Raw genomic sequence first — 21993 nt, 5'->3', positions numbered from 1 at the left:
TGTCATCTTTTACATCAATCTTTAATTTTGCATCCGATTTCATTTCATTCATTAAATTTCAAATTATGAAAAAAGTAGTACTAATCCTATTCGTATTTGCGATAAGTACATTAAGTACATTAGCAAGTGTAGAAAAAGAGGCAATGGGGGTAAATATTTATCTTTCCTGTAGTCGCACTCATGAAGTCCCCTTAGGAATACCTGATGCGGTGAAGACTGATGAGGAAGGCCACAAAATGATAAATTACACAGCCATGATACCGATGCTTGTACAGGCCATTCAAGAAATGCAATCAACAATAGAGGCTCAGGCTCAAAAAATCGATATGCTGTCAAATGGAACGGTAGCAAGTACGAATATCTCCGATTCTGGCAGTAAAATAATAAGATGCAGCCCTAACCCTGCCAGTGGCAATGTCACCATAACCACTAAATTGCAAGACGGAGTATCATCAGGCCAACTCGTAATAAGTTCCATGACTGGAAATCGAGAAAAAACACTTGTGGTTTCAAATGTGATGCCAAATGTTACTGAGAATATATCATCCTTAAATTCTGGCATTCATATCGTGTCACTATATGTAAATGGAAAACTTACCGATTCACAGAGATTAATAATAGAATAGATTAGTATAGATGCGGGGAGATATGTTCTTCCTGCATCTACATTCGTAAACAATGTATAAGAACAATGTATAAGGCTAAGGATTATGTCCTCAATGGACTGCTCTATCTGAACAACGTTGCGAGGCCACACCATAAGTGGCTATCGCAACTGATGATTTACTCGACCACGCTCTGTCAGTCGAAGTGCAAGCACTGCAACATCTGGCAGAAACGTCCGGTGGAGCATCTTTCGCTCGATGACATTCAGTGGATGATGCAGAGTCGATGTGTGACACAGAGAACCACCGTAGGATTGGAGGGCGGCGAGTTCATCCTACACCCACAGGCTGATGAAATCATGGCCTGGTTTCAAGAGAATCACCCTAACTACACGCTGCTATCCAACTGTCTCGCGTTCCGTCGTGTTATTGATGCCGTCCGTCGCTATCAGCCTTGTCATCTGTACGTCTCTCTCGACGGTGGCCGCGAGACTTATCAGCGGATGCGGGGACGCGACGGCTACGACCGAGTGATCGAGGTGGTGGAAGCCCTTAAAGGTGAAGTGCCTCTGTCGCTGATGTTCTGTCTGTCGCCGTGGAATACATTCGACGACATGGCGAATGTGATAGACGTTGCCAAGCATTACGGCGTGGATGTGAGGATTGGTATCTACGGGACAATGGCTTTCTTCGATACGACGAGTGGACTGCTGGCGGCATCGGACTTCGTGACGCAGATACCGCAGAGCATCCACGACACACAAGAGAACTACGACTTCGTGGCACTCTATGATGAATGGCGAAATGGACATCTTCGGCTTCGTTGTCAAAGTATCATGAGCAGTCTCGTGGTACATAGTAATGGCGATGTACCGCTCTGCCAGAACCTTGATGTGATGTTGGGCAATATCCACGAGCAATCACTCGACGAGATTTTCAACGGAGCATCGGCCTGTCAGACCCAATGCCACTATTCACACCATTGCAACGACTGCTGGATTAACTTCCATCGCAAATACGACATCATCCTTGTGCGCAATTTCGAGCGACTATTGCCTAAATGGCTCATCGAGAAGTTCTACGGCCCGTATCAGTGGACGGCAGACCCCAAGCAAACCTATAGAAGACATCTAAAAGCGATATTATGATACAATCTGTTATCAACCGATATAAGCGTATGCGCACGGAGCGATTCCTACGTCAAACGTACCAATATCAATATGCCTTCGTGGGCATGGGCCAGCACTCGCTCACCAATCTTTATCCCGTGCTCCACTACCTCGGCATACCGTTGAAATACATTTGTGTCACGTCGGAAAGGAAGGCACGGCTGATAGAACGGAAATTCCCACAAGTGAAAGCCACGAGCTCGCTTGACACGATATTGAATGATGATGAAGTAAAAGGCGTTTTTGTTTCTGCTTCACCCTCTGCTCATTTCCTCATCGCCTCACAGATATTAAAAAGCGGCAAGTCATTGTTCATCGAGAAGCCACCCTGCCAGTCGCTACAGGAACTTGAAACCCTCATTGATATGCAGCGACTTTACGGCTCGCCCGTCGCTATGGTCGGCTTGCAGAAACGCTACGCCCTTGCCGTGCAAATCCTTCGTAAACGTCTGCGCAAAGAGCATCTTGTCAGTTACGATCTCCATTACCTCACTGGTAACTATCCAGAAGGTGATGCCTTGCTCGATCTTTACATCCATCCCCTGGACCTTGTCTGTCTCCTCTTTGGCGAACCAGAAATCATCGCCTGTCAGCAAGTCGCCCCAGCATCCTACATCCTCATGCTCCGGCATCCCCATATCGTCGGCACCCTCGAACTCTCCACATCCTACGCATGGACTTCTGCCGAAGAATCCCTCAAAGTCTGCACGTCAAACGGCATCTACCGCCTCTCGCAGATGGAAGAATTAACCTTCGAACCAAAACCTTCCACCATTCTCAGCATTCCCACCGAGAAAGTCCGTCCCCACAATAAGACCGTCGAATACTTATACACCCGCAACAACTTCGCCCCCATCCTTGAAAACAACCAAATCCATTCGCAAGGCTACTTCAACGAGCTTTCTGCTTTCGTGGAGTCAGTGGGGGGCAAAGCAGACAAGGTACTCACAGACCTGTTATCAGTCAGAGACACATATCAGTTATTATCAACCCTCAAAAACAAATAGAGTATGAAAACAAAAACCATCATCACTGCAATCATTGCAGCAGCAAGCATCAACACGCTGGCGGCACAGGAGTTATTGACCGATGGCAAAGTGTGGAACTGCGTACAGCGTATGTATAACGACCAGACGGGCGAATACGACCGTCCGTTTACCATCACCGTCGTTGGTGACACCATTGTCGGCGGTACGAAATGTAAGCGACTGGAACAGGTCTGGCATGATGATACAGGAACCCTATTCCACTTTGCTGCCCTCGAACGGGATTCACGCGTGTATCACGTAACAGACGATTGCGAGAAAGAGTTTCTGAACTTCAATCTTTCCGTTGGCGACATCGACGGCCTTTCTGGTCGTGTCGTTGCAGTCGATAAAGTGACGGTTAACGGCATCACTCGCAAGCGCATCACTATCGACCGCGACGGTCATCTTCAATACCTCGTTGATGGCATCGGGCTAAGCGATGACTACCTCCGCAGTTATGAGCTGTGTTCCTACTACACGATTCTGCAATCTGTCACGGAGCAAGGCTCCCAGATCTTCGCCACCCGCGACTTCACGCAAGGAACCACTGCCATCCATTCTGCAAAGGCCCCAATCAACGACCTCCCTGCGCAGTCTTTCGACCTGTCAGGGAGGCGTGCAAGCAAGTCCATCCGTGGGATAGTTATTGCAGGATGTAATAAGAAAGTATTGAAATGAAATAACTAAAATTGTATATACACTATAAAGCGTATAGAATAAAGAGCAATGTTTTAAGCTTAAAGATGGAATATTAAGAATTGCAATGAAAAGAAAAAAAATAGTTCATAATGGTTGTACAAAACGTATGCCATCTGTATTGTGGATATTTATCATACTCATAAACTGGGGATGTGCTTCTAAGGATTACATCCTTCATGTTAGCATGAAGGACGGCAATATTATTACTGTTGATTACCACCCTAAATTCTATGAGTCTGAGGAAGCCTTTATACATAGCGTATCATTTCCCGCTATGGAAGACGGCATGTTCATCTGATGAAAATCAATTATTTACCACAGAGAACAAAGATGGGAGTATTATAAGCCTTTCAAATGGCGAGACACTCCTTTTAAGTTATACAACCACATATGAATTAGAATTTGATGAAGCCTTGGCAATAGGCACAAATTCACATTGTGAAGACAGTTTCTCGTCTCAGACAAGGGCATCATCTCCTACACAACTGGATTACGGATTTGACTATGAGGAGCCCGAAAGTGACTGGAGAAAATACTCTTTAGGCAGTTCTTGGAGCCAATATGGAATCTCATCTGGCATTTATATTGCAAGATATATAAAAGTCCATAAGAATCTGTCGATTCAACCCAACAAATCGATTATCGCAAGAAGATATGACTCTCCTAATGCGCCAGAAAATGCTATGGGCTGGAAGGGTACAACGAAAACTATTGGTTTTACAGCATCCCCCTCCAACGATTCTATCGCAGATGGCGTAACCAGAGTCTTTTACATCAATTGTAATCTTTCTGGCGTTTCTTACAACAAATACATACCTGCAGTTCCCACGAATTTTGTGTGGGGACACATATTAGAAGATGAGGATGATTGGTGATTTTATGAGGGTGTAAAACACCCTCAAAAATCATAGTCCCAGTCCACGCTTTTTTTCTTCTTCTGTTGTAAACGGCGGCGAAAATCTTCATCTTCGGGGTCATAGACATCAGTAGTTTCTCCGATGTCTTCTCACTAACGCAAACAATAGAAAGGAGAAACTTTACCCGCTCATTTCTTAGTTTACTCAATGCGGAATACTCAGAGTATGTCTATTATATGAGGCAAGTTATAGACTGTAATACTTCCTGTACGGGTAATTCTGTCATACTCGACCTAAGCAGAGAAGTCAATTATGTTTATATAGTATGGTGCGACATTAACATTGCCATCAACCGGGCTATGTACGACATTCCAGCCCGCATTCAGGATGACGTTTTCAACGATTTAAGAGACTTGCTTAGTACGGCCATAAGCGATTACCATAGACTACGGATCAACTCGGCGAACGTAGTAGGAAGGATGAGCGAGATACAAGAAGCTTTAGAACTTCTAATTAACACGTTACAGCATAATCGTCATGATGCCTTTTTTAGCCAGTTTCAGATTCAGCAGAAATTTCCTGTGTTCTACAGTGACTCATGTGATGAGTCATTCCTTTTCACTTATCCAAAATAGGACTGTCGATTATTGTGCAAGGATTGCCCATCTCACGCAAAGCGTTGCATCTGTCTACGCAAAGCTTTGCATCTGCCAACGCAAAGCTTTGCAACCGCCAACGCAAAGCTTTGCAATCGCCAACGCAAAGCTTTGCATCTGCCAACGCTAAGCTTTGCATAAAAGGTGCCTTCATAACCAAAAATGAAACCTGTTCCTGATTTACTCTGACTACTTGCTCGCAGAAAATACATTGACCAGCACGCGCTGTAAGCGCAAAAGCGTTATTATCCTGCTGTTATCTACGCTTTTGCGCTTACAGCGCGACCATAACCTACATAAAATAACCCAGGGTGTCGCTGCGCTCTACCCTGGGCTTTGTGCTTTTGCGCTTACAGCGCGACAATTATCGACTTGAATTCAGAATTAGGATATTCAATTATTGCACATCAAATTGTACCCCTTAGCCAACAACCTCACTGATTCTGCTTTGTACGGTTTGTAATGCTCTGTTTCAAGCTATTGATTTTCTCCGTAGCAGCATTAGCGGCTTTCTCCACCTCAGAGTTAACTTTCTCTGCAGCGGCAGCCTTAGCATCGTTAGCGGCTTGTGTAGCATTAGCCTTAGCATCGCTGACTGCCTTGTTGGCAGCCTCAGTAGCTGCAGCCTTGATATTTTCGGGCGCATTCTGTACAGCCTCAACAGCTTCTGTGACAGCTTTTGTAGTGGTCTCTCCCTTTGCGATACTTGGTGCTGCAAGGTTTACAATGTCAGAGACAACGGCTTTTTTAGCCTCGTCAACTGTTGCCTCTGCTGAGGTAGGAAGGTTCTTAACACCATCGATAAGTGAGCTGACAGTTGTGTTGCCACGTGCTATTTCCTTCAGTTGCTCTGCATTCTCGCTAACAAATGTCTTGATAGCATCGCCATATACCTTTGCCTCTTCAAGTTTACCTTCCTCTACAAGGTTCTTGTAGATTACCAGCATATTGGCAAGAGTTGTCACAACGGCAGAGACATCCTTCTTCTCAATGCATGAGGTAAGTTCGCCCTGAAGTGCAGTTAATGTTGAGTTGATGCCTTCAGACAATCCTTCTACCGATACCACGGAATCTGCCGCAACGGCTTCATCTGAACCTACCTTTACCTGTTTTGAATCTCCACAACTGCCAAAAGTCAAGGCTGCGAGACATAACGAAAGAAAATAAGATTTCTTCATCTGTTCTGTTTGTTTAGTTAATGATTAATTAGTGCGTACTTTCAGTTTGCAAAAATAATGCAAATCCAATTAATAATCATTCTTTTTTTGACTATTTAACCTATTTGACCATCTAAATAATATACTAAACGATGGAGCATCGTCACATTTGTATGTAACGATGCTCCATGTATGTCAGTTTGTGCGTTAGCGGAATTCTACATTCCACAACAGAACAAAACAATTATCTGTGCGGTGAATATCCTCAGGAACATGCTAAGAGGATAAACGGTTGAATAGCCTACTGCAGGTGCCTCTTTGGAGCAACATTGGTTGGCGTAGGCCAATGCAGGAGGGTCGGTACATGTACCGGCGAGCATACCCATTATGGTGAAATAGTTGAACTTGAACTTCAGTCTGGCTATCGTACCAATAATTAATATAGGTATGATGGTAATGAGGAAACCTGTATATACGTACTTCAGTCCGTCTCCCTGAACAACAGTCTCCCAGAAGTTTGCACCCGCCTTGATACCTACGCTGGCAAGGAACAGGACAAGACCTATCTCGCGCAACATCATGTTGGCGGATGTTGTTGTGTAGGTGACGAGCTTCATTCGATAACCGAAACGGCCAACGAGAATAGCGATAATCAGCGGACCGCCGGCGATACCGAGCTTCAAAGGAACAGGCATTCCAGGCAATGCTACTGGTATGCTTCCGAAGAGGATACCTACAAGGATGCCAATGAAGATTGTAGCGATGTTTGGCGCATCGAGCCTCTTCACGGAGTTGCCCATGAGGTCGGCTACGCGGTTTACGTTGTCCTCTGGGCCAACAACCATAATCTTGTCACCATAGTGGAAGTGGTGGTCACGGCTGGCGAAGAGGTCCATTCCCTGACGGGTGATACGCGTAATGTTGACTCCATATACACTTGAGAAGTGCATCTTGCCAAGAGTCTTGCCGTTGATGGCAGGATTGGTAACAATAATTCTGCGGCTAACCATTGGCTTCTTCTCGTCCTGCTCTGTCCATACATTCTCCAACTCAGGACCTATGAATGCCTGAATAGCCTCGGCGTCGGCCTCTGCGCAGACAATGAGAACCTCGTCGTCAAGATGAAGGATGGTGTCGCGCATTGGATTGTAGACCTTGCCTTCATGGAGGAGGCGGGTACATACGATGTCGCGGTTTAGGAAGCGGGAAAGTTCCTGCAGGGTGCGGCCAGTTATAAACTTGTTTGTCACTTTGAGCCTCATCTGGTGTGGCTTGGCATGTGGGTTCTGTGCCTCAGCATCCTCCAATTCCTTCTCCTCTTCGTTAAGGTCTACGCGGCAAATGTACCTTACGGCGATGGTTGCTCCTATAATACCGAGCACACCGAGAGGATATGCACAGGCGTAACCTGATGCAATCTGCGGTACTTCACCATTGGCGAATACTGATGTAAGAGCCTCGTTGGCAGCACCAAGACCAGGGGTATTGGTGACGGCACCATAGAGTGTACCGACCATCATAGGTAGGTTCTTCACATCGGTAGTGTCGAAGAAGAGATAGTAGCATGCAAACATCACAGCAATGTTCAGCATGATGAGAGCGGTAGAGAGCATGTTCAAGGTGACGCCACCTTTCTTGAAGCTCTCAAAGAATCCCGGACCCACCTGGAGTCCAATGCAGAACACGAAGAGGATAAGACCAAAATCCTGTACGAATGTGAGGATGTTGGTAGGACCTGTAAATCCCATGTGTCCAGCCACAATGCCCGCAAAGAGCACGAAAGTCACGCCAAGCGAGATACCTCCGACCTTGATCTTGCCAAGGTAGACTCCGATGGCGATTACAATGGAGTAGAGTAGGGCAATATGCGCTACAGAATCCGTTGTGGTGAAAAGATTAACTAACCAATCCATATAATGAATATTTGATGATTATCCAAGATATTTCATCAATATGCGTGAATATCCGCTCTCACGAAGTTTCACGATACTTTTTTCCCTTATCTGTCTTACACGCTCGCGAGTCAGTCCAAGCTGGTCACCAATCTCCTCAAGTCCTTTCTCGTGACAACCTATTCCGAAACACTCCCTTACGATGGTTATCTCCCTCTCTTTGAGAACGCTTCTGAGAACGTTGTCCAACTCCATAGACATTGACTCGAAGTCTACGTTGCGGTCCGTCCTGCTGTCGTCACCAGAGGCCAATACGTCGGCCATGCTGTTGTCCTCACCATCGGCAAAAGGTGCGTCTATGCTCATGTGATGGTTGTCGGCTTTGATGGTCTGATCGAGTTTTGCCTCTTCCATCTTGGTAAGCTGTGACAGCTCTGCTACTGACGGACGGCGCTGGTGCTCCTGCTCGAACTTGGAGATCTCGTTGTTAATCTTGCTCAACGCCCCGACCTGATTGAGAGGCAGCCTTACAATACGGCTCTGCTCTGCTATGGCCTGAAGGATGCTCTGACGAATCCACCATACTGCGTATGAGATGAACTTAAAGCCACGTGTCTCGTCAAATTTCTCGGCAGCCTTTACAAGTCCAATATTGCCCTCGTCTATAAGGTCGGTAAGGGATAATCCCTGGTGCTGATATTGTTTGGCAACAGATACGACAAATCGCAAATTGGCCTTGACAAGTTTGTCCTTAGCGCGTTCTCCTTCTCTTCCTCCTTTTCTAATCGCTTGCGCGAGTTCTATTTCCTCATCTACTGAAATCATCGGCACACGACCAATCTCAACAAGATATTTGTCCAAAGCCTCGCTTGAGCGGTTCGTGATACTCTTCTGAATTTTTAATTGTCGCATGTTAACCTAATATTTTTAAATCTTATACCTTTATCGTTTGGGTCTGCAAAGTTACAAAAAAAATACGATATTGCTTCGGCATGTACGTATATTTTTCCCATTTCATTGCGTTTTTCAAAATAAAAGCCGTAACTTTGCATGAGTTAAGGTGGCAGATATACCAAAACCGCCTCTACTTAGGGTAATTTATTATTAATTGCAGGTATTATGAAACAGACAAAGATTGTATGCTCTATCAGCGACAGGAGATGTGATGTGGAATTTTTGAGAAAACTCTTTTTCGCTGGGATGAACGTTGTCAGGATGAACACAGCCCACGCCACACCTGATGGTATCAGGACAATAGTACGTAATGTCAGAACGGTGTCTCCACACATTGGTCTGCTTATTGACACGAAAGGACCGGAAGTGAGGACAACGGATGTGGAGTCACCAATTAATTACAAGACTGGAGACGTGGTGAAAATTTTCGGACGCCCGGGAATGGTTACCACTCACGACATTATCAACGTCAGCTATTCCGACATCACAAATGACGTGAAGGTTGGTGACGAGATGCTTTTCGACGATGGTATTCTATCTGTGAAAATCATCGAGAATACTGGCCCCATGCTTGTTGGTGTCGTACAGAACGACGGTGTCCTTGGCGCACACAAGAGCGTGAACGTTCCTGGCGTACATATCGACCTGCCCGCAGTCACAGAGAAAGACAAAGCCAACATACTGCTTGCCGTTGAGGAGGACATCGACTTCATAGCTCACTCCTTTGTCAGAAACGCTGCCGATGTGAAGGCTGTGCAAGACATCCTTGACTCAAAAGGAAGCGATATCAAGATTATATCCAAAATAGAAAATCAGGAAGGCGTAGACAATATCGACGAGATTATCGATGCATCATACGGTATAATGATAGCACGTGGTGACCTCGGCATAGAGGTTCCTATTGAGAGAATACCGGGAATACAGAGGCTTATAATAAGAAAATGTATACAGAAGCACAAGCCTGTAATCGTTGCCACACAGATGCTCCACACCATGATAAACAACCCAAGACCAACCAGGGCCGAGGTTACGGATATTGCAAATGCCATTTACTACCGAACGGACGCACTGATGCTGAGCGGAGAGACGGCAACAGGCAGATACCCCGTAGAGGCGGTGAGAACCATGTCAGCTATTGCAGAGCAGGCAGAGAAAGACAAGATAAGGGACAACGACATAACAGTACCGTTGTCTGCCAACTGCGACCAGAGAGAGTTTCTTGCACATGCGGCCATAGAGTCTACACAGAAAATTAACGTGGCAGGCATCATAACAGACAGCGAGACGGGAATGACCGCCCGCATACTGGCATCATTCCGTGGCCCCCATCCAGTATTGGCCATCTGTTACCGGGAGAAGACACAACGGTGGCTGAACCTCAGCTATGGGGTAATCCCTGTATATCAGAAGGAACAAGTATCTTCGCAATATGTTTTCTATGCCGCTCTACGCATGTTGAGACAAAAAGGATATATCGGACTCGAAGACAAGATAGCCTACCTTAGCGGTAGTTTCGGAGAGGGTGGGGGTACTACTTTCCTCGAGATAAACAAGGTTAGACAAGTGTTCGAGAACAAGTATAAGTTCCACCTTCCAAATGATTGAAATTTAAGAGTTTAGTAACGCTGTCCTATATTATGGTAAATATAGTTGAGAAATATCACGACACGTTTGAATCTACGCTTAGGTCATATCTTTCAGAGAGGGACCTGATTGACCCTATATTGCCAGAATGTGATGACGTTGAGCAGAAATGGGAACAAATAGCAACATCATTTATGCCTGACGCTTTACGGGAATTTGGTGATTATCCTGATGCTGTATTGGCGTGGATGATATATATTGGCATGGCAGTTGCCAAATACTGGGATGTAGAATGGAACATATATGACAAAATTCCGGACCTCTATAAATATATACGAGAAAAAAGAGGTTTCGACAATATTGATGACTATATCTGTGATGAGGTGTTGTTGCTGACATCCGACGAGAAAGCAACAACACAGAAACAGGTTGTGAACGTGGCCTCGTTCGCAGACTCATTGCTAATGCATAGCGGAGCCGAGAATGGAACTGAGAATGCATTCAAATGTTTCCTTATCACATTGAACTCATTATATAGGTACGGTTGCTATATGCAACTGAAGAGAATGGGATATAAAATGACGAGAATGTGAAATGATGAGAATACAAACAAGGTGGGTTACTTGAACCCACCTTATTTATTTCAATACCGTATATTTATCATAACTCCGATTATAAACACAAAAATATCTATGTCATTAGGACTTTAACTTTGTATTCAATTATGATAAATAAAAGCAGTTAGTGTTTGCGTATATAGTCAGCAATCCATTCACCAACTTCTACAGTACCATATTTATTGCCGCCCTCAACCTGAATTTCAGGAGTTCTGACGTTAGCGTCAAGGCTTGCGTTTACAGCTTCTCTTATGAGAGCACCTTCGGCTGTCAAACCAAAATGCTCAAGCAACATGGCTGCCGAAAGAATCTGAGCTACAGGATTTGCCAAGTTTTTGCCGGCTGCCTGTGGCCAGCTTCCGTGAACAGGCTCAAACAATGGCGTATGCTCACCAAGTGATGCTGACGGCTGCAATCCCATAGAACCTGTGATACATGAAGTCTCGTCTGTCAGAATGTCGCCAAACGTGTTTTCTGTTACTATGACATCAAAGAATGTCGGTTCTGTCAGCACACGCATAGAGGCATTGTCAATGAACATGTAGTCTGTAGTGACATCAGGATATTGTGGTTCCATCTCCTTGGCAATCTGCCTCCACAAACGGCTGCTTGCCAGCACGTTGGCCTTGTCGACAACAGTGAGATGGCGGTTACGCTTCTGGGCAAACTCAAAAGCAACCTTCAAAATACGCTCAATTTCGTGGCGATAATAGATATCGGTATCGTAAGCCTTGTCGTTGTCCTGATATTTTTCTCCGAAATACATGCCACCCGTAAGCTCACGAATAACGATGAAATCGGCACCACGGAGCAGTTCGTCCTTCAATGGACTCTTATGAAGCAGACACTCAAAAGTGGCTACAGGACGTATGTTGGCAAACAGTCCGAGCTTTTTCCTCATGGCAAGCAGACCCTGCTCAGGACGTACCTTGGCTGTAGGATCGTTGTCAAAACGTGGGTCGCCGACAGCAGCAAACAAAACAGCATCAGCATCCATGCAGGCTTTATAGGTGTCATCAGGGAATGGATCACCAACAGCATCTATAGCATGGGCACCACAAAGAGCTTCCGTGTAATGAAACTCATGGTTGAATTTTTCAGCTATGGCATCAAGAGCTGCCACGCCCTGTTTCATAATCTCTGGTCCTATTCCGTCACCGGGCAGAACCGCAATATTCAATTTCATAATTTGTATATTATATAATGTATAATTTATAAACTTTGACCTCAAACCTTAGTCCTTAGTCCTTTGACCTCAGTCCTCAGTCCTCATGAATAACTTTTGCTTTCGTCCTCAAACAAGTTGAGCATTTTGAAGGTAGCCTTTATTGCAGCCTCTGTCTGGTCAGCATCCAGTCCTCGTGTGCGAATAATCTTACTGCCATATTGCCATGTAATGATAGTCTGTACGAGAGCGTCAGTTCTTCCACCAGGAGGAATAGAAACCGTATAGTTGGTCAGCACGGGGAATGTGCGGTCGAGCTCTTCCCTGTATATTTTCCTCAACGCCTTCACGAAAGCGTCATACTGTCCGTCGCCCGTTGCGTCGGCAGCAAACTCCTCGCCATTTATCTGCACCTTGATACTTGCAATTGGTTTCAGACCATAACTGGTACTTACCATATAACTTACAAGTTTAACTTTATCCTCTGGCGCAGAATGCTTGAGAACGTCAGAAACGATATATGGAAGGTCATCCTGTGTTACCAACTCCTTTCTGTCACCCAGCTCAGTTATTCGCTGAGTCACCTTCTTTGTCTGTTCAGGCGTGAGCGACAAACCTAGTTCCTCAAGGTTGCGAGCGATATTAGCCTTGCCGCTGTTCTTGCCAAGAGCATACTCTCGCTTTCGTCCGAACCTCTCAGGTACCAGGTCGTTGCAGTAAAGGTTGTTCTTGTTGTCTCCATCGGCATGAACTCCAGCTACCTGAGTGAACACGTTTTCTCCAACAATTGGCGTGTTGGGGGCAATAGCTATTCCCGAATATCCCTCTACAAGTCTTGACAGCGCAACCAGCTCACTCTCAACTATATTAGTCTTAGCATGGAACATATCCTTTAAGATAACCTGCACGCTTGCCAACGGAGCGTTTCCACATCTTTCGCCCAATCCGTTTACCGTCACATGCAATCCCTTGCAACCCGACAATACTGCCGCCAACGAGTTGGAGACTGCAAGGTCGTAATCGTTATGGGCATGGAAGTCGAAATGGGTATCGGGATATCGTTTCACCATTTTGCGCATGAACTCCACACATTGCAGGGGGTGCATGATGCCGAGCGTGTCAGGGAGCAGGAAGCGCTTAATCCTGGTCTTGGTGAGCACGTCGAGCATCTTGTAGACGTAGTCAGGCGAGTCCTTCATTCCGTTGCTCCAATCCTCTAAATACAGATTAACGTCCATACCCTGCTCAAGCGCGTAGTCAACAGTATGTTGGATATCAGAGAGATGCTCGTCTACGGTCTTGTGAAGCTGGTGTGTACAGTGCTTGAGCGACCCTTTGGCAAGCAGGTTGATGACCATTCCTCCGCAGCTGCGTATCCAGTCTACGGACAGGTGACCGTCAACGAAGCCCAGCACCTCTACCCTATTCAGTTTGCCTACACTCTGTGCGTAGTTGCATATCATTCTGACAGCATCCTTCTCGCCATGAGAAACACGTGCCGACGCCACCTCTATCCTGTCTACGTTGACATCCGTGAGGAGCTTCTTGGCAATCATCATTTTCTCATGAGGAAGAAACGACACTCCGCTGGTCTGCTCGCCGTCGCGGAGTGTGCTGTCCATAATCTCTACGAATGGGTGTCGGGCATAGTCGTGGGTTACTTGTTCTGCTGTTCCCATGCTTCTATCTTATCCTTGTTCTGTATAAGATAATCAATGTCGTCGAGACCGTTCATCAGACAATGTTTCTTATACCCATTTATCTCGAAATGCTCGGTGTTGCCCGTTGCCAGGTTGGTTACAGTCTGGTTGGGCAAGTCAACCCTTACCTTAGTTTTGTGGTCTTTGTCAATGCTGTCGAAGAGTTCCTTCAGGAATGGTTCCGAGACGACAACGGGCAAAACGAAGTTGTTGAGCTCGTTGTTCTTGTGGATGTCGGCAAAGAAGCTGCTGATAACCACCCTGAAGCCATATCCTGCTATGGCCCAGGCAGCATGCTCCCTTGAGGAGCCTGAGCCGAAATTCTTTCCTGCGACAAGTATTACTCCCGAATACGATGGGTCGTTAAGCACGAAATCCTCTTTCAGCGAGCCGTCTTTATTGTATCTCCAGTCTCTGAACAGGTTGTCGCCGAAGCCTTCCTTGTCGGTAGCCTTAAGGAAACGGGCAGGTATTATCTGGTCTGTATCAACATTCTCTAAGGGAAGAGGATAGCATGAAGATGTAATTACGTCGAATTTCTGTTTCATAGCTGTTTACATTAAAGTTCTTGGATCTGTTATTACACCCGTAACGGCAGCTGCGGCAGCAACCAATGGTGATGCGAGGATGGTGCGTGAGCCTGGTCCCTGCCTACCCTCAAAGTTGCGGTTGCTTGTCGACACGCTGTATTTTCCCGCAGGTATCTTGTCGTCATTCATGGCAAGACATGCAGAGCATCCGGGCTGGCGTATCTCGAAGCCTGCTGCCTCAAGAATCTTATCGAGTCCTTCTTCACGGATTTGTTTATCAACAAGCCATGAACCCGGTACCAACCAAGCAGTTACGCCATCTGCCTTCTGCTTTCCTTCAACAACGCTTGCGAAGGCGCGGAAATCCTCGATACGTCCGTTTGTGCAAGCACCAAGGAATACGTAGTCAATCTTATGACCGAGCAGTTTGTCACCCGGCTTGAAGCCCATATAGTCGAGGCTCTTCAGGAAGCTTGCCTTTCCGTTCTCGTCTATCTCGTCAAGTGTAGGTATGGCCTCGGTAATACCGATGCCCATTCCTGGATTGGTTCCATAAGTGATGCGTGGCTCTATATCCTCGCCATTGAAGTCGAGTTCCTTGTCAAATACTGCATCCTCGCCACTCTTTAGCGTTTTCCAATAAGCAACAGCCTTGTCCCACTCGTCACCTTTGGGGGCATACTCCCTGCCCTTTATGTACTCGAATGTTGTTTCATCAGGAGCAATAAAACCACCACGGGCACCCATCTCTATTGACAGGTTGCAGAGGGTCAGACGTCCTTCCATGGACATGTCGCGAACAACATCTCCGGCATATTCCACGAAATATCCCGTTGCACCGCTTGTTGTAAGTTTCGACATCAGATACAAGGCCACGTCCTTTGCCGTTACACCCTTGGCCAGACGTCCGTTGATGTTTATGCGCATGGATTTTGGCTTCTGCTGCAGAATGCACTGGCTGGCCATTACCATCTCAACCTCAGACGTTCCGATACCAAACGCTACGGCACCCATAGCACCATGAGTGGAAGTGTGGGAGTCACCACAAACGATGGTCATGCCAGGCAGCGAGAGTCCTTTCTCGGGGCCCACTACGTGGATGATGCCATTGTCCTTAGAGAACATCTTGTACTCAGTAAGCCCGAAATCCTCGCAGTTCTTGTCTAGAGTTTCAAGCTGCTTGCGTGATATTGGGTCGTCTACAGGCTTGTCCTGGTCGTGGGTAGGCGTGTTATGGTCAGGCATACAGAATATCTGTTGTGGCCTGAAGCACTTCAACCCTCTTTCCCTCATGCCTGCGAAAGCCTGCGGCGATGTTACCTCATGACAGTATAGCCTGTCGATGTAAAGCTGTGTGGGACCGTCGTCAACAATCTGAACGACGTGCTTATCCCAGATTTTGTCGAAAAGTGTGTTCATATAAAAATCCTGATTACTTTCTAAACTTGTTTATACAATCTATGTAAGCCTCTACCGAAGCCGTTACGATGTCTGTATTTGCTCCGAAGCCGTAGTACACGTTGCCGTTGTACTCCACCTGCATGTGTACCTTGCCCACGTCGTCAGAGCCTTTCGAGATGGCCTGTATGGTAAACTCTTTGAGCACCATCTGCTTCTGGATGATTTTCTTCAAGGCCTTTATGGCAGCGTCCACAGGTCCGTTGCCCGAGCTTGCCTCTTCAAACTTCTGTCCGCTAATGTCGAGTCCGATGCTTGCCACGCTCTTGCATCCCATGCCCGTCGTTACCTGCAGGAAGTCGAGCTTCACGGCATGCGACTCAGCGGTATCGGCACCAGCCAGAATGAGTATGTCGTCATCTGTAATTTCCTTCTTCTTGTCGGCCAGCTCAAGGAACTTCTTGTATATCTTGTCCAGACGCTCCTCGCTCTCGATATCGCACCCGTTGACATGCAGCCGGTATTTCAGGGCTGCCCTACCCGACCTTGCTGTCAGCACAATGGCGTTGTCGTCGAGTCCAACGTCCTTCGGGTCCATAATCTCGTATGTCTGAACATTCTTCAGCACGCCATCCTGATGTATGCCGCTTGAGTGTGCGAAAGCATTACGTCCAACGATAGCCTTGTTTGGCTGCACGGGCATGTTCATCAGGCTCGACACCATCCTTGATGTGGGATAGATCTTTGTGGTGTTGATATTGGTGTCTATGCCAACATGCTTATGGCATCTGAGTATCATCGCAATCTCCTCGAGAGAAGTGTTTCCGGCACGCTCTCCAATACCGTTGATAGTAACCTCCACCTGTCTTGCTCCGTTAAGGACTCCCTGCAAGGTATTGGCCGTCGCCATGCCGAGGTCATTATGGCAATGGGTGGAGATGATGGCCTTGTCAATGCCGTTGACATGCTCCATGAGATACTTTATCTTTGCTCCATACTCGTCGGGCATGCAATAGCCGGTAGTGTCGGGTATGTTCACGACAGTTGCTCCGGCCTTGATGACAGCCTCTACAACGCGTGCGAGGTATTCGTTGTCTGTGCGGCCAGCGTCCTCGGCGTAGAACTCCACATCCTCAACGTAGCGCTTGGCATAGGCAACAGCCCTAACGGCACGCTCTATAATCTCCTCGCGGTTGGAGTTGAACTTATATTTGATATGGCTGTCGCTCGTTCCGATACCCGTGTGTATACGCTTGTGCTTGGCATACTGCAGCGACTCCGCAGCAACGTCAATATCCTTCTCTACTGCTCTTGTCAACGCACATATTGTTGGCCATGTAACAGCCTTGGAGATTTCTATCACAGAATTGAAGTCACCTGGTGAGGAAATGGGAAATCCTGCCTCAATAACATCAACCCCCAACAGCTCAAGCTGCTTGGCCACTTGAATTTTCTCAACCGTATTCAGCTGGCATCCTGGTACTTGCTCACCGTCACGGAGTGTGGTGTCAAAAATAAATAGTCTGTCGCTCATATCATTTATTGTTTATTCATTATTATCTGATTCAATTAAAAAAAAAGCCTTTCGCACTCGTCGGAAGTGGAAAGGCTCTTTTAGTATCTGAAATATCAAACATACATGCATACCCTATCACCTCCGACATGGCTTGTAAGTCGAATTCGAATAATAATGCTAAGTATGTTGTTCAGTGTTCTCATATTCGTTGTTTTTTCTTTTAACGGTTGCAAAGATAAGCATTTTAGATGACCCGCACAAATAATTCGTAATCTTTTTGCGTCAAAAAGTGACATTTATACCAGTTGCGAGTGGTTAAAGTATCATTTTTGTTTTTTTTCAGCCCATTAACCTATTACCTCCTTAAATATAGCATCAGAAGGACAGGTCTTCCGCAGAACCGCCTGCAGCACCCAACGGGTCATCGTCGTTCATACGGCTTCCGACAATTTCTCCTCCCATATCCTCGCTGACAGATGGCCGGTTGTAGTTGTCTTCAGGGTTGGCAAACCTGGTATACTTGCCAAGGAAGGTCAGGAGTACGTCGCCCGTTGCTCCCTTTCTGTGTTTAGCAATGATGATTTGCGCCATACCATGAAGGTCATTGCCCTTTTCATCCTGATATATATGATAGTACTCCGGCCGGTGGACAAATACCACCATGTCGGCATCCTGCTCGATGGCACCAGACTCACGAAGGTCACTGAGCTGTGGGCGTTTGCCCTCCAGACCCTCACGTCCCTCAACGGTACGGTTAAGCTGCGATAGCGCAATGATTGGAATATCAAGCTCTTTGGCCAGTCCCTTGAGCGAGCGCGAGATGGTAGACACCTCCTCCTGACGGCTGCCAAACTTCATGCCGTTGGCGTTCATCAGCTGCAGGTAGTCAATCATTATTATCTCCACATGCTTCTCCCTGACAAGTCTCCTCGCTTTGGTTCTGAGCTCAAAAACCGACAGTCCAGGCGTGTCATCAATATATACAGGTGCGCCGGTAAGTTTTCTCAGATTTCTGTCCAGCCGTTCCCACTCGTCCCTGCTTAGCTGTCCGTTGAGGATTTTCTTACCCTCAATCTCGCACACGTTGGAGATAAGACGGTTTACCAGCTGTACGTTGTTCATCTCAAGCGAGAAGAAGGCTATGGGCTTACGGAAATCCACAGCAATGTTCTTGGCCAACGACAGCGCAAACGAGGTCTTACCCATGGCGGGACGTCCGGCAATGATTACGAGGTCAGACTTCTGCCATCCGCTCGTCATGTCGTCAAGCTTGGTATATCCTGTAGGAATACCTGTAAGTCCGCCGGAGTTTGCCGATGCCTTCTGCAATATCTGTACGGCCTGGTGAATGACAGGGTCTATCTGGGTATAGTCCTGCTTCATATTCCTCTGTGAAATCTCAAACAGCCTGCCCTCCGCTTCCTGCATCAGTCCGTCTACATCAACAGTAGGGTCAAAGGCATCGGTCTCTATGCGGCTGGCATAAGAGATGAGCTGACGGGCCAGGAACTTCTGGGCCAGTATCTTGGCATGATATTCTATGTGTGCCGACGATGCAACGAGCGAGCTTAACTCAACGACATATGGCGAGCCGCCAACATCCTCGAGTGTTCCCTGACGTGCAAGCTCGTCAGTAACAGTCATTATGTCGACAGGGTTCTCGTTCATGTTCAGAGTCCTGATGGCATGGAATATCTTCTGGTGCCGTGGCTCATAGAAAGTCTCGGGAGACAACAGCTCGCTGACCACAGAGAAGGCGTCCTTGTCGACCATTAGTGCTCCAAGAACAACTTTCTCCACATCCGTAGCCTGGGGCTGAAGGTGGCCGTATGTATTGTCAATTGCCTGCTGTTGGCGTTTGTGCGTGTTTGTAGCTTTGGTGTTTTCTGCCATATATATTGATGGTTTTCCTTGATTTCTGCTGCAGTATTCTTTAATAACAGACCACAAAAGTAGGCATAATTAACGAGACTGCCAAATGTTTGCCTACATAAATAAATAGGGTAAACGGCTAACTGGACACCATAATAAATAAGTCAAGATACCTTTTTATGTCCAAAAAGCCTTTTTGCCTGTATACCTCATATCAGCACCGCATTTCGGACATGTATGTCCATTCCAATGGTTTATGTTTGGGCTGCCGCATCTAAGGCACAGTCTGCCAGCCTCGCTGCGGTATGACGGGGCGACATCACCGATAATTCCACCAACAACAATGTTCTGTATGGTATGACACTCACTACACAACATCGGGACTATCTCCTGTTGGAACAGTCCCCTACCCTCGTAGATATCAACGGAATATCCACAACCTATACATTTATACTGTTTCTTGCTGGACATACTGGATGATATATATAAGAATGCTGGTGTGAGGACAGGCTGCCGTTAAACGCTCAAAACTGTCATTCGAAATCAGCCAAAGCCTCATAAATACGCTGTACGGGCAGTCCCATAACGTTGAAATAGCTGCCTTGGAGTGAGGTGACGCCAATATATCCTATCCACTCCTGTATGCCGTAAGCACCGGCCTTGTCCAAGGGATGATAGTTGGAGACATAATAATCGATTTCGTCATCAGTCAGCTCCTTGAATGTGACATCCGTTGTTACGGAAAAGCTATGCTGCTTTTTTGTAGTAGTGAGACATACGCCCGTAATGACCTGATGTGTCTTGCCGCTTAGCTCTCTCAGCATCCTTTTTGCGTCGGCATCATCAACAGGCTTGCCCATCACCTCATTACCAAGCACTACTACGGTGTCTGCGGTAAGCAGCAGCTCGTTGTCGGCTATGGTATATGCGGCGGCCTTCTCGCGTGAAATGTATGTGGGTATCTCTGCAACAGGCAGACTGTCGGGGTAAGTCTCGTCAATATCCTTAAGTACCCTCACCTCGTAATCGACATCCAGACCAGCGAGCAGTTCTCTTCTTCGTGGAGAGTTGGATGCCAAGATAATATTGTATTTCATCTTTTCAAGCATAAGTAAAACATATCCTACCAGCCAAATGCCTTGGCATCGGTCATCCATTTTGCCTGCGCCCTTAGCACCTGTTCCACGATGTCTCTCGCACATCCGCATCCGCCCATCTTGTCACTAATGTACAGGCTGATTTCCTTGATGTCGCTGCAAGCATCCTTAGGACAGCAGGGGCATCCGCAAAGTCTCATAACCTCGTAGTCGGGTACATCATCGCCCATAAATATGATATCCTCATCAGAGAGAGAATACTTCTGCTTAAATTCCTCGTAGCACTTCACTTTTACGGGAATGCCCATATAGATGTCCTCAACGCCAAGATATTCGTAACGCTTTCTTACAGACTCTGACTTTCCACCAGTAATGATGGCAATTCTGATACCAGACTTCTGTGCCAGCCGCAATGCGTACCCGTCCTTAATATCTATTGTACGAAGTGGCTGTCCTTCTGCATCCATGGCAACGGTCTGCCTCGACAATACTCCGTCTACGTCGAAGATTATCGCTTTAATTTTTGAGAGGTCGTAATTAATCATATTGTTTGCAAAAGTACAGCAATTTACCCGAACAACAAAATTTTCTTTGATAATTTGTTGATACGTTTAAAGTGGTACAATGTGTTATGAAATACTTGAAGCCTTATTTGCAAAACTAAGAAGCAAGTTTCGCTTAAACTCGTAAATCACGTACATAAAATCCCACAGAGTTTATGATTATACCCTTATTGCAGCCAGTTTCGGCAAGATGTGTTAGCAGACAGCGATAGTTACGATATAAAAGTCATCGGCGTAGCCGGCGGTAGAAAGCCTTAAGTGAGGACTGTGGGATGCCAAGCGCGACCAGTGTGTCAAGGTCACGTCTTGCTGCATCCCACAATCTCATACGTATCCGCAGGTCGGCTCTTGACAGCAAGTAATCGGTATTGGCGGAGTCGCGGCGCAACGCTTCGGTATAATCGTACTCCGCCAGCTCACACATACCACGTTCCGACTCCATGCCGGCCCTTGCTGCATAAGCCACCGCACTGTCCGGGTACTGGCTGACGAGCCTGTTGGCCATGTCAATGGCCTCTGTGAAGTGCTTGTCCTTAAAGTTGAGCAGCGAAAGTCCGAGCTGTGCCTCGAAATGTCCTGGGACAATGGTCAGCAAGGTCTCGTAGTCGAGCCGTGCGAAATTGAGCCTGTTGAGCTTCTCGTTGGCATATGCACGGAAGAAGAGAGCTGCAAGATTGTATGGTTCAAGGCGCAGCACGTCGTCGTAAGAGTCCTTGGCATATTGCCATTGCCCGAGTTCTATGTTCCATGATGCCTTTTTCAGGATAAGGTCTACAGAGTCGGGATGGTATGCCAACGTCTCCAGGGCCTTGCTGAGACTGTCACGCAGATGACTTCTATCCTGCGCATTAGATGACAGCATCACAGCAGTCAGAATGAGCGATAATGTTATGCGTGACAAGTATGGGATTATTATTTGTCGCATAATTGTATT

20 protein-coding genes are annotated in these 21993 nt (G+C 46.6%); 7 read left to right on the top strand and 13 right to left on the bottom strand.

All coding sequences use genetic code 11. From position 1 onward, the window contains the following. Positions 1-65 precede the first annotated feature (65 nt). From CIL02_RS05705 to CIL02_RS16010, 5 genes are all read left to right on the top strand, one after another. Positions 66-626: a T9SS type A sorting domain-containing protein gene (locus tag CIL02_RS05705; protein WP_170935022.1), complete on the top strand. Its 561-nt coding sequence runs from the start codon at positions 66-68 to the stop codon at positions 624-626. Between the two features lie 65 nt (positions 627-691). Continuing rightward, positions 692-1753: a radical SAM protein gene (locus CIL02_RS05700; protein ID WP_094399802.1), complete on the top strand. Its 1062-nt coding sequence runs from the start codon at positions 692-694 to the stop codon at positions 1751-1753. Then, entirely contained in the window at positions 1750-2781 is a 1032-nt protein-coding gene (locus tag CIL02_RS05695) for a Gfo/Idh/MocA family protein (protein WP_094399800.1), read from the top strand. The genes CIL02_RS05700 and CIL02_RS05695 overlap by 4 nt, the downstream gene beginning before the upstream one ends. Before the next feature lie 3 nt (positions 2782-2784). Continuing rightward, the gene (locus CIL02_RS05690; protein WP_094399798.1) at positions 2785-3480 is read left to right on the top strand and encodes a hypothetical protein; all 696 of its coding nucleotides are present in this window, start codon (positions 2785-2787) and stop codon (positions 3478-3480) included. 251 nt (positions 3481-3731) lie between these two features. Continuing rightward, on the top strand, positions 3732-4376 hold the full coding sequence (locus CIL02_RS16010; protein ID WP_141210141.1) for a hypothetical protein: 645 nt from the start codon (positions 3732-3734) through the stop codon (positions 4374-4376). 1072 nt (positions 4377-5448) lie between these two features. Here CIL02_RS16010 and CIL02_RS05675 read toward each other — a convergent pair. The 3 genes from CIL02_RS05675 to CIL02_RS05665 all read right to left on the bottom strand — a co-directional run bounded on the left by CIL02_RS05675 (position 5449) and on the right by CIL02_RS05665 (position 8975). After that, positions 5449-6192 (bottom strand): hypothetical protein, encoded by a 744-nt coding sequence (locus tag CIL02_RS05675; RefSeq protein WP_141210140.1) that lies wholly within the window; start codon positions 6190-6192, stop codon positions 5449-5451. Between the two features lie 197 nt (positions 6193-6389). Then, complete coding sequence (locus tag CIL02_RS05670) at positions 6390-8084, bottom strand: putative transporter (RefSeq protein ID WP_094399790.1); 1695 nt, start codon at positions 8082-8084, stop codon at positions 6390-6392. Positions 8085-8102: 18 nt separating this feature from the next. After that, positions 8103-8975: an RNA polymerase sigma factor RpoD/SigA gene (locus CIL02_RS05665; protein WP_094399788.1), complete on the bottom strand. Its 873-nt coding sequence runs from the start codon at positions 8973-8975 to the stop codon at positions 8103-8105. A 207-nt stretch (positions 8976-9182) separates the two neighbouring features. On the opposite strand from CIL02_RS05665, the gene pyk reads away from it, so the two are divergent. Beyond that, positions 9183-10622: a pyruvate kinase gene (pyk, locus tag CIL02_RS05660; protein WP_094399786.1), complete on the top strand. Its 1440-nt coding sequence runs from the start codon at positions 9183-9185 to the stop codon at positions 10620-10622. 32 nt (positions 10623-10654) lie between these two features. After that, on the top strand, positions 10655-11194 hold the full coding sequence (locus CIL02_RS05655) for a hypothetical protein (protein ID WP_240513541.1): 540 nt from the start codon (positions 10655-10657) through the stop codon (positions 11192-11194). A 148-nt stretch (positions 11195-11342) separates the two neighbouring features. Here the strand turns inward: CIL02_RS05655 and leuB are convergent, their stop codons facing one another. The 10 genes from leuB to CIL02_RS05605 all read right to left on the bottom strand — a co-directional run bounded on the left by leuB (position 11343) and on the right by CIL02_RS05605 (position 21984). Beyond that, the gene (leuB, locus tag CIL02_RS05650; RefSeq protein WP_094399784.1) at positions 11343-12404 is read right to left on the bottom strand and encodes a 3-isopropylmalate dehydrogenase; all 1062 of its coding nucleotides are present in this window, start codon (positions 12402-12404) and stop codon (positions 11343-11345) included. A gap of 83 nt (positions 12405-12487) precedes the next feature. Continuing rightward, positions 12488-14062 (bottom strand): alpha-isopropylmalate synthase regulatory domain-containing protein, encoded by a 1575-nt coding sequence (locus CIL02_RS05645; RefSeq protein ID WP_094399782.1) that lies wholly within the window; start codon positions 14060-14062, stop codon positions 12488-12490. Next, a complete protein-coding gene (leuD, locus tag CIL02_RS05640) occupies positions 14041-14631 on the bottom strand; it encodes a 3-isopropylmalate dehydratase small subunit (RefSeq protein WP_094399780.1) in 591 nt (196 codons plus the stop codon). The genes CIL02_RS05645 and leuD overlap by 22 nt, the downstream gene beginning before the upstream one ends. 6 nt (positions 14632-14637) lie before the next feature. Next, complete coding sequence (gene leuC / locus CIL02_RS05635) at positions 14638-16032, bottom strand: 3-isopropylmalate dehydratase large subunit (protein WP_094399778.1); 1395 nt, start codon at positions 16030-16032, stop codon at positions 14638-14640. 13 nt (positions 16033-16045) lie between these two features. After that, on the bottom strand, positions 16046-17545 hold the full coding sequence (locus CIL02_RS05630) for a 2-isopropylmalate synthase (RefSeq protein WP_094399776.1): 1500 nt from the start codon (positions 17543-17545) through the stop codon (positions 16046-16048). A gap of 357 nt (positions 17546-17902) precedes the next feature. After that, positions 17903-19420, bottom strand: a complete 1518-nt coding sequence (dnaB, locus tag CIL02_RS05625; protein WP_094399774.1) for a replicative DNA helicase — start codon at positions 19418-19420, stop codon at positions 17903-17905. A gap of 156 nt (positions 19421-19576) precedes the next feature. Beyond that, positions 19577-19870, bottom strand: coding sequence for a hypothetical protein (locus CIL02_RS05620; protein ID WP_094399772.1), 294 nt, complete (start codon positions 19868-19870; stop codon positions 19577-19579). Between the two features lie 62 nt (positions 19871-19932). Continuing rightward, positions 19933-20496, bottom strand: coding sequence for a Maf-like protein (locus tag CIL02_RS05615; protein WP_094400032.1), 564 nt, complete (start codon positions 20494-20496; stop codon positions 19933-19935). Between the two features lie 26 nt (positions 20497-20522). After that, positions 20523-21041: an HAD family hydrolase gene (locus CIL02_RS05610; RefSeq protein WP_094399770.1), complete on the bottom strand. Its 519-nt coding sequence runs from the start codon at positions 21039-21041 to the stop codon at positions 20523-20525. Positions 21042-21285: 244 nt separating this feature from the next. Beyond that, entirely contained in the window at positions 21286-21984 is a 699-nt protein-coding gene (locus CIL02_RS05605) for a tetratricopeptide repeat protein (protein ID WP_170935021.1), read from the bottom strand. Positions 21985-21993: the final 9 nt, after the last annotated feature.

Origin of the sequence: Prevotella sp. P3-122, assembly GCF_002251365.1 — a bacterium.
Taxonomy (GTDB): Bacteria; Bacteroidota; Bacteroidia; order Bacteroidales; family Bacteroidaceae; genus Prevotella.
Note: the sequence above shows the minus strand (reverse complement) of the source record. Positions and strands in the feature narration are given on the sequence as shown.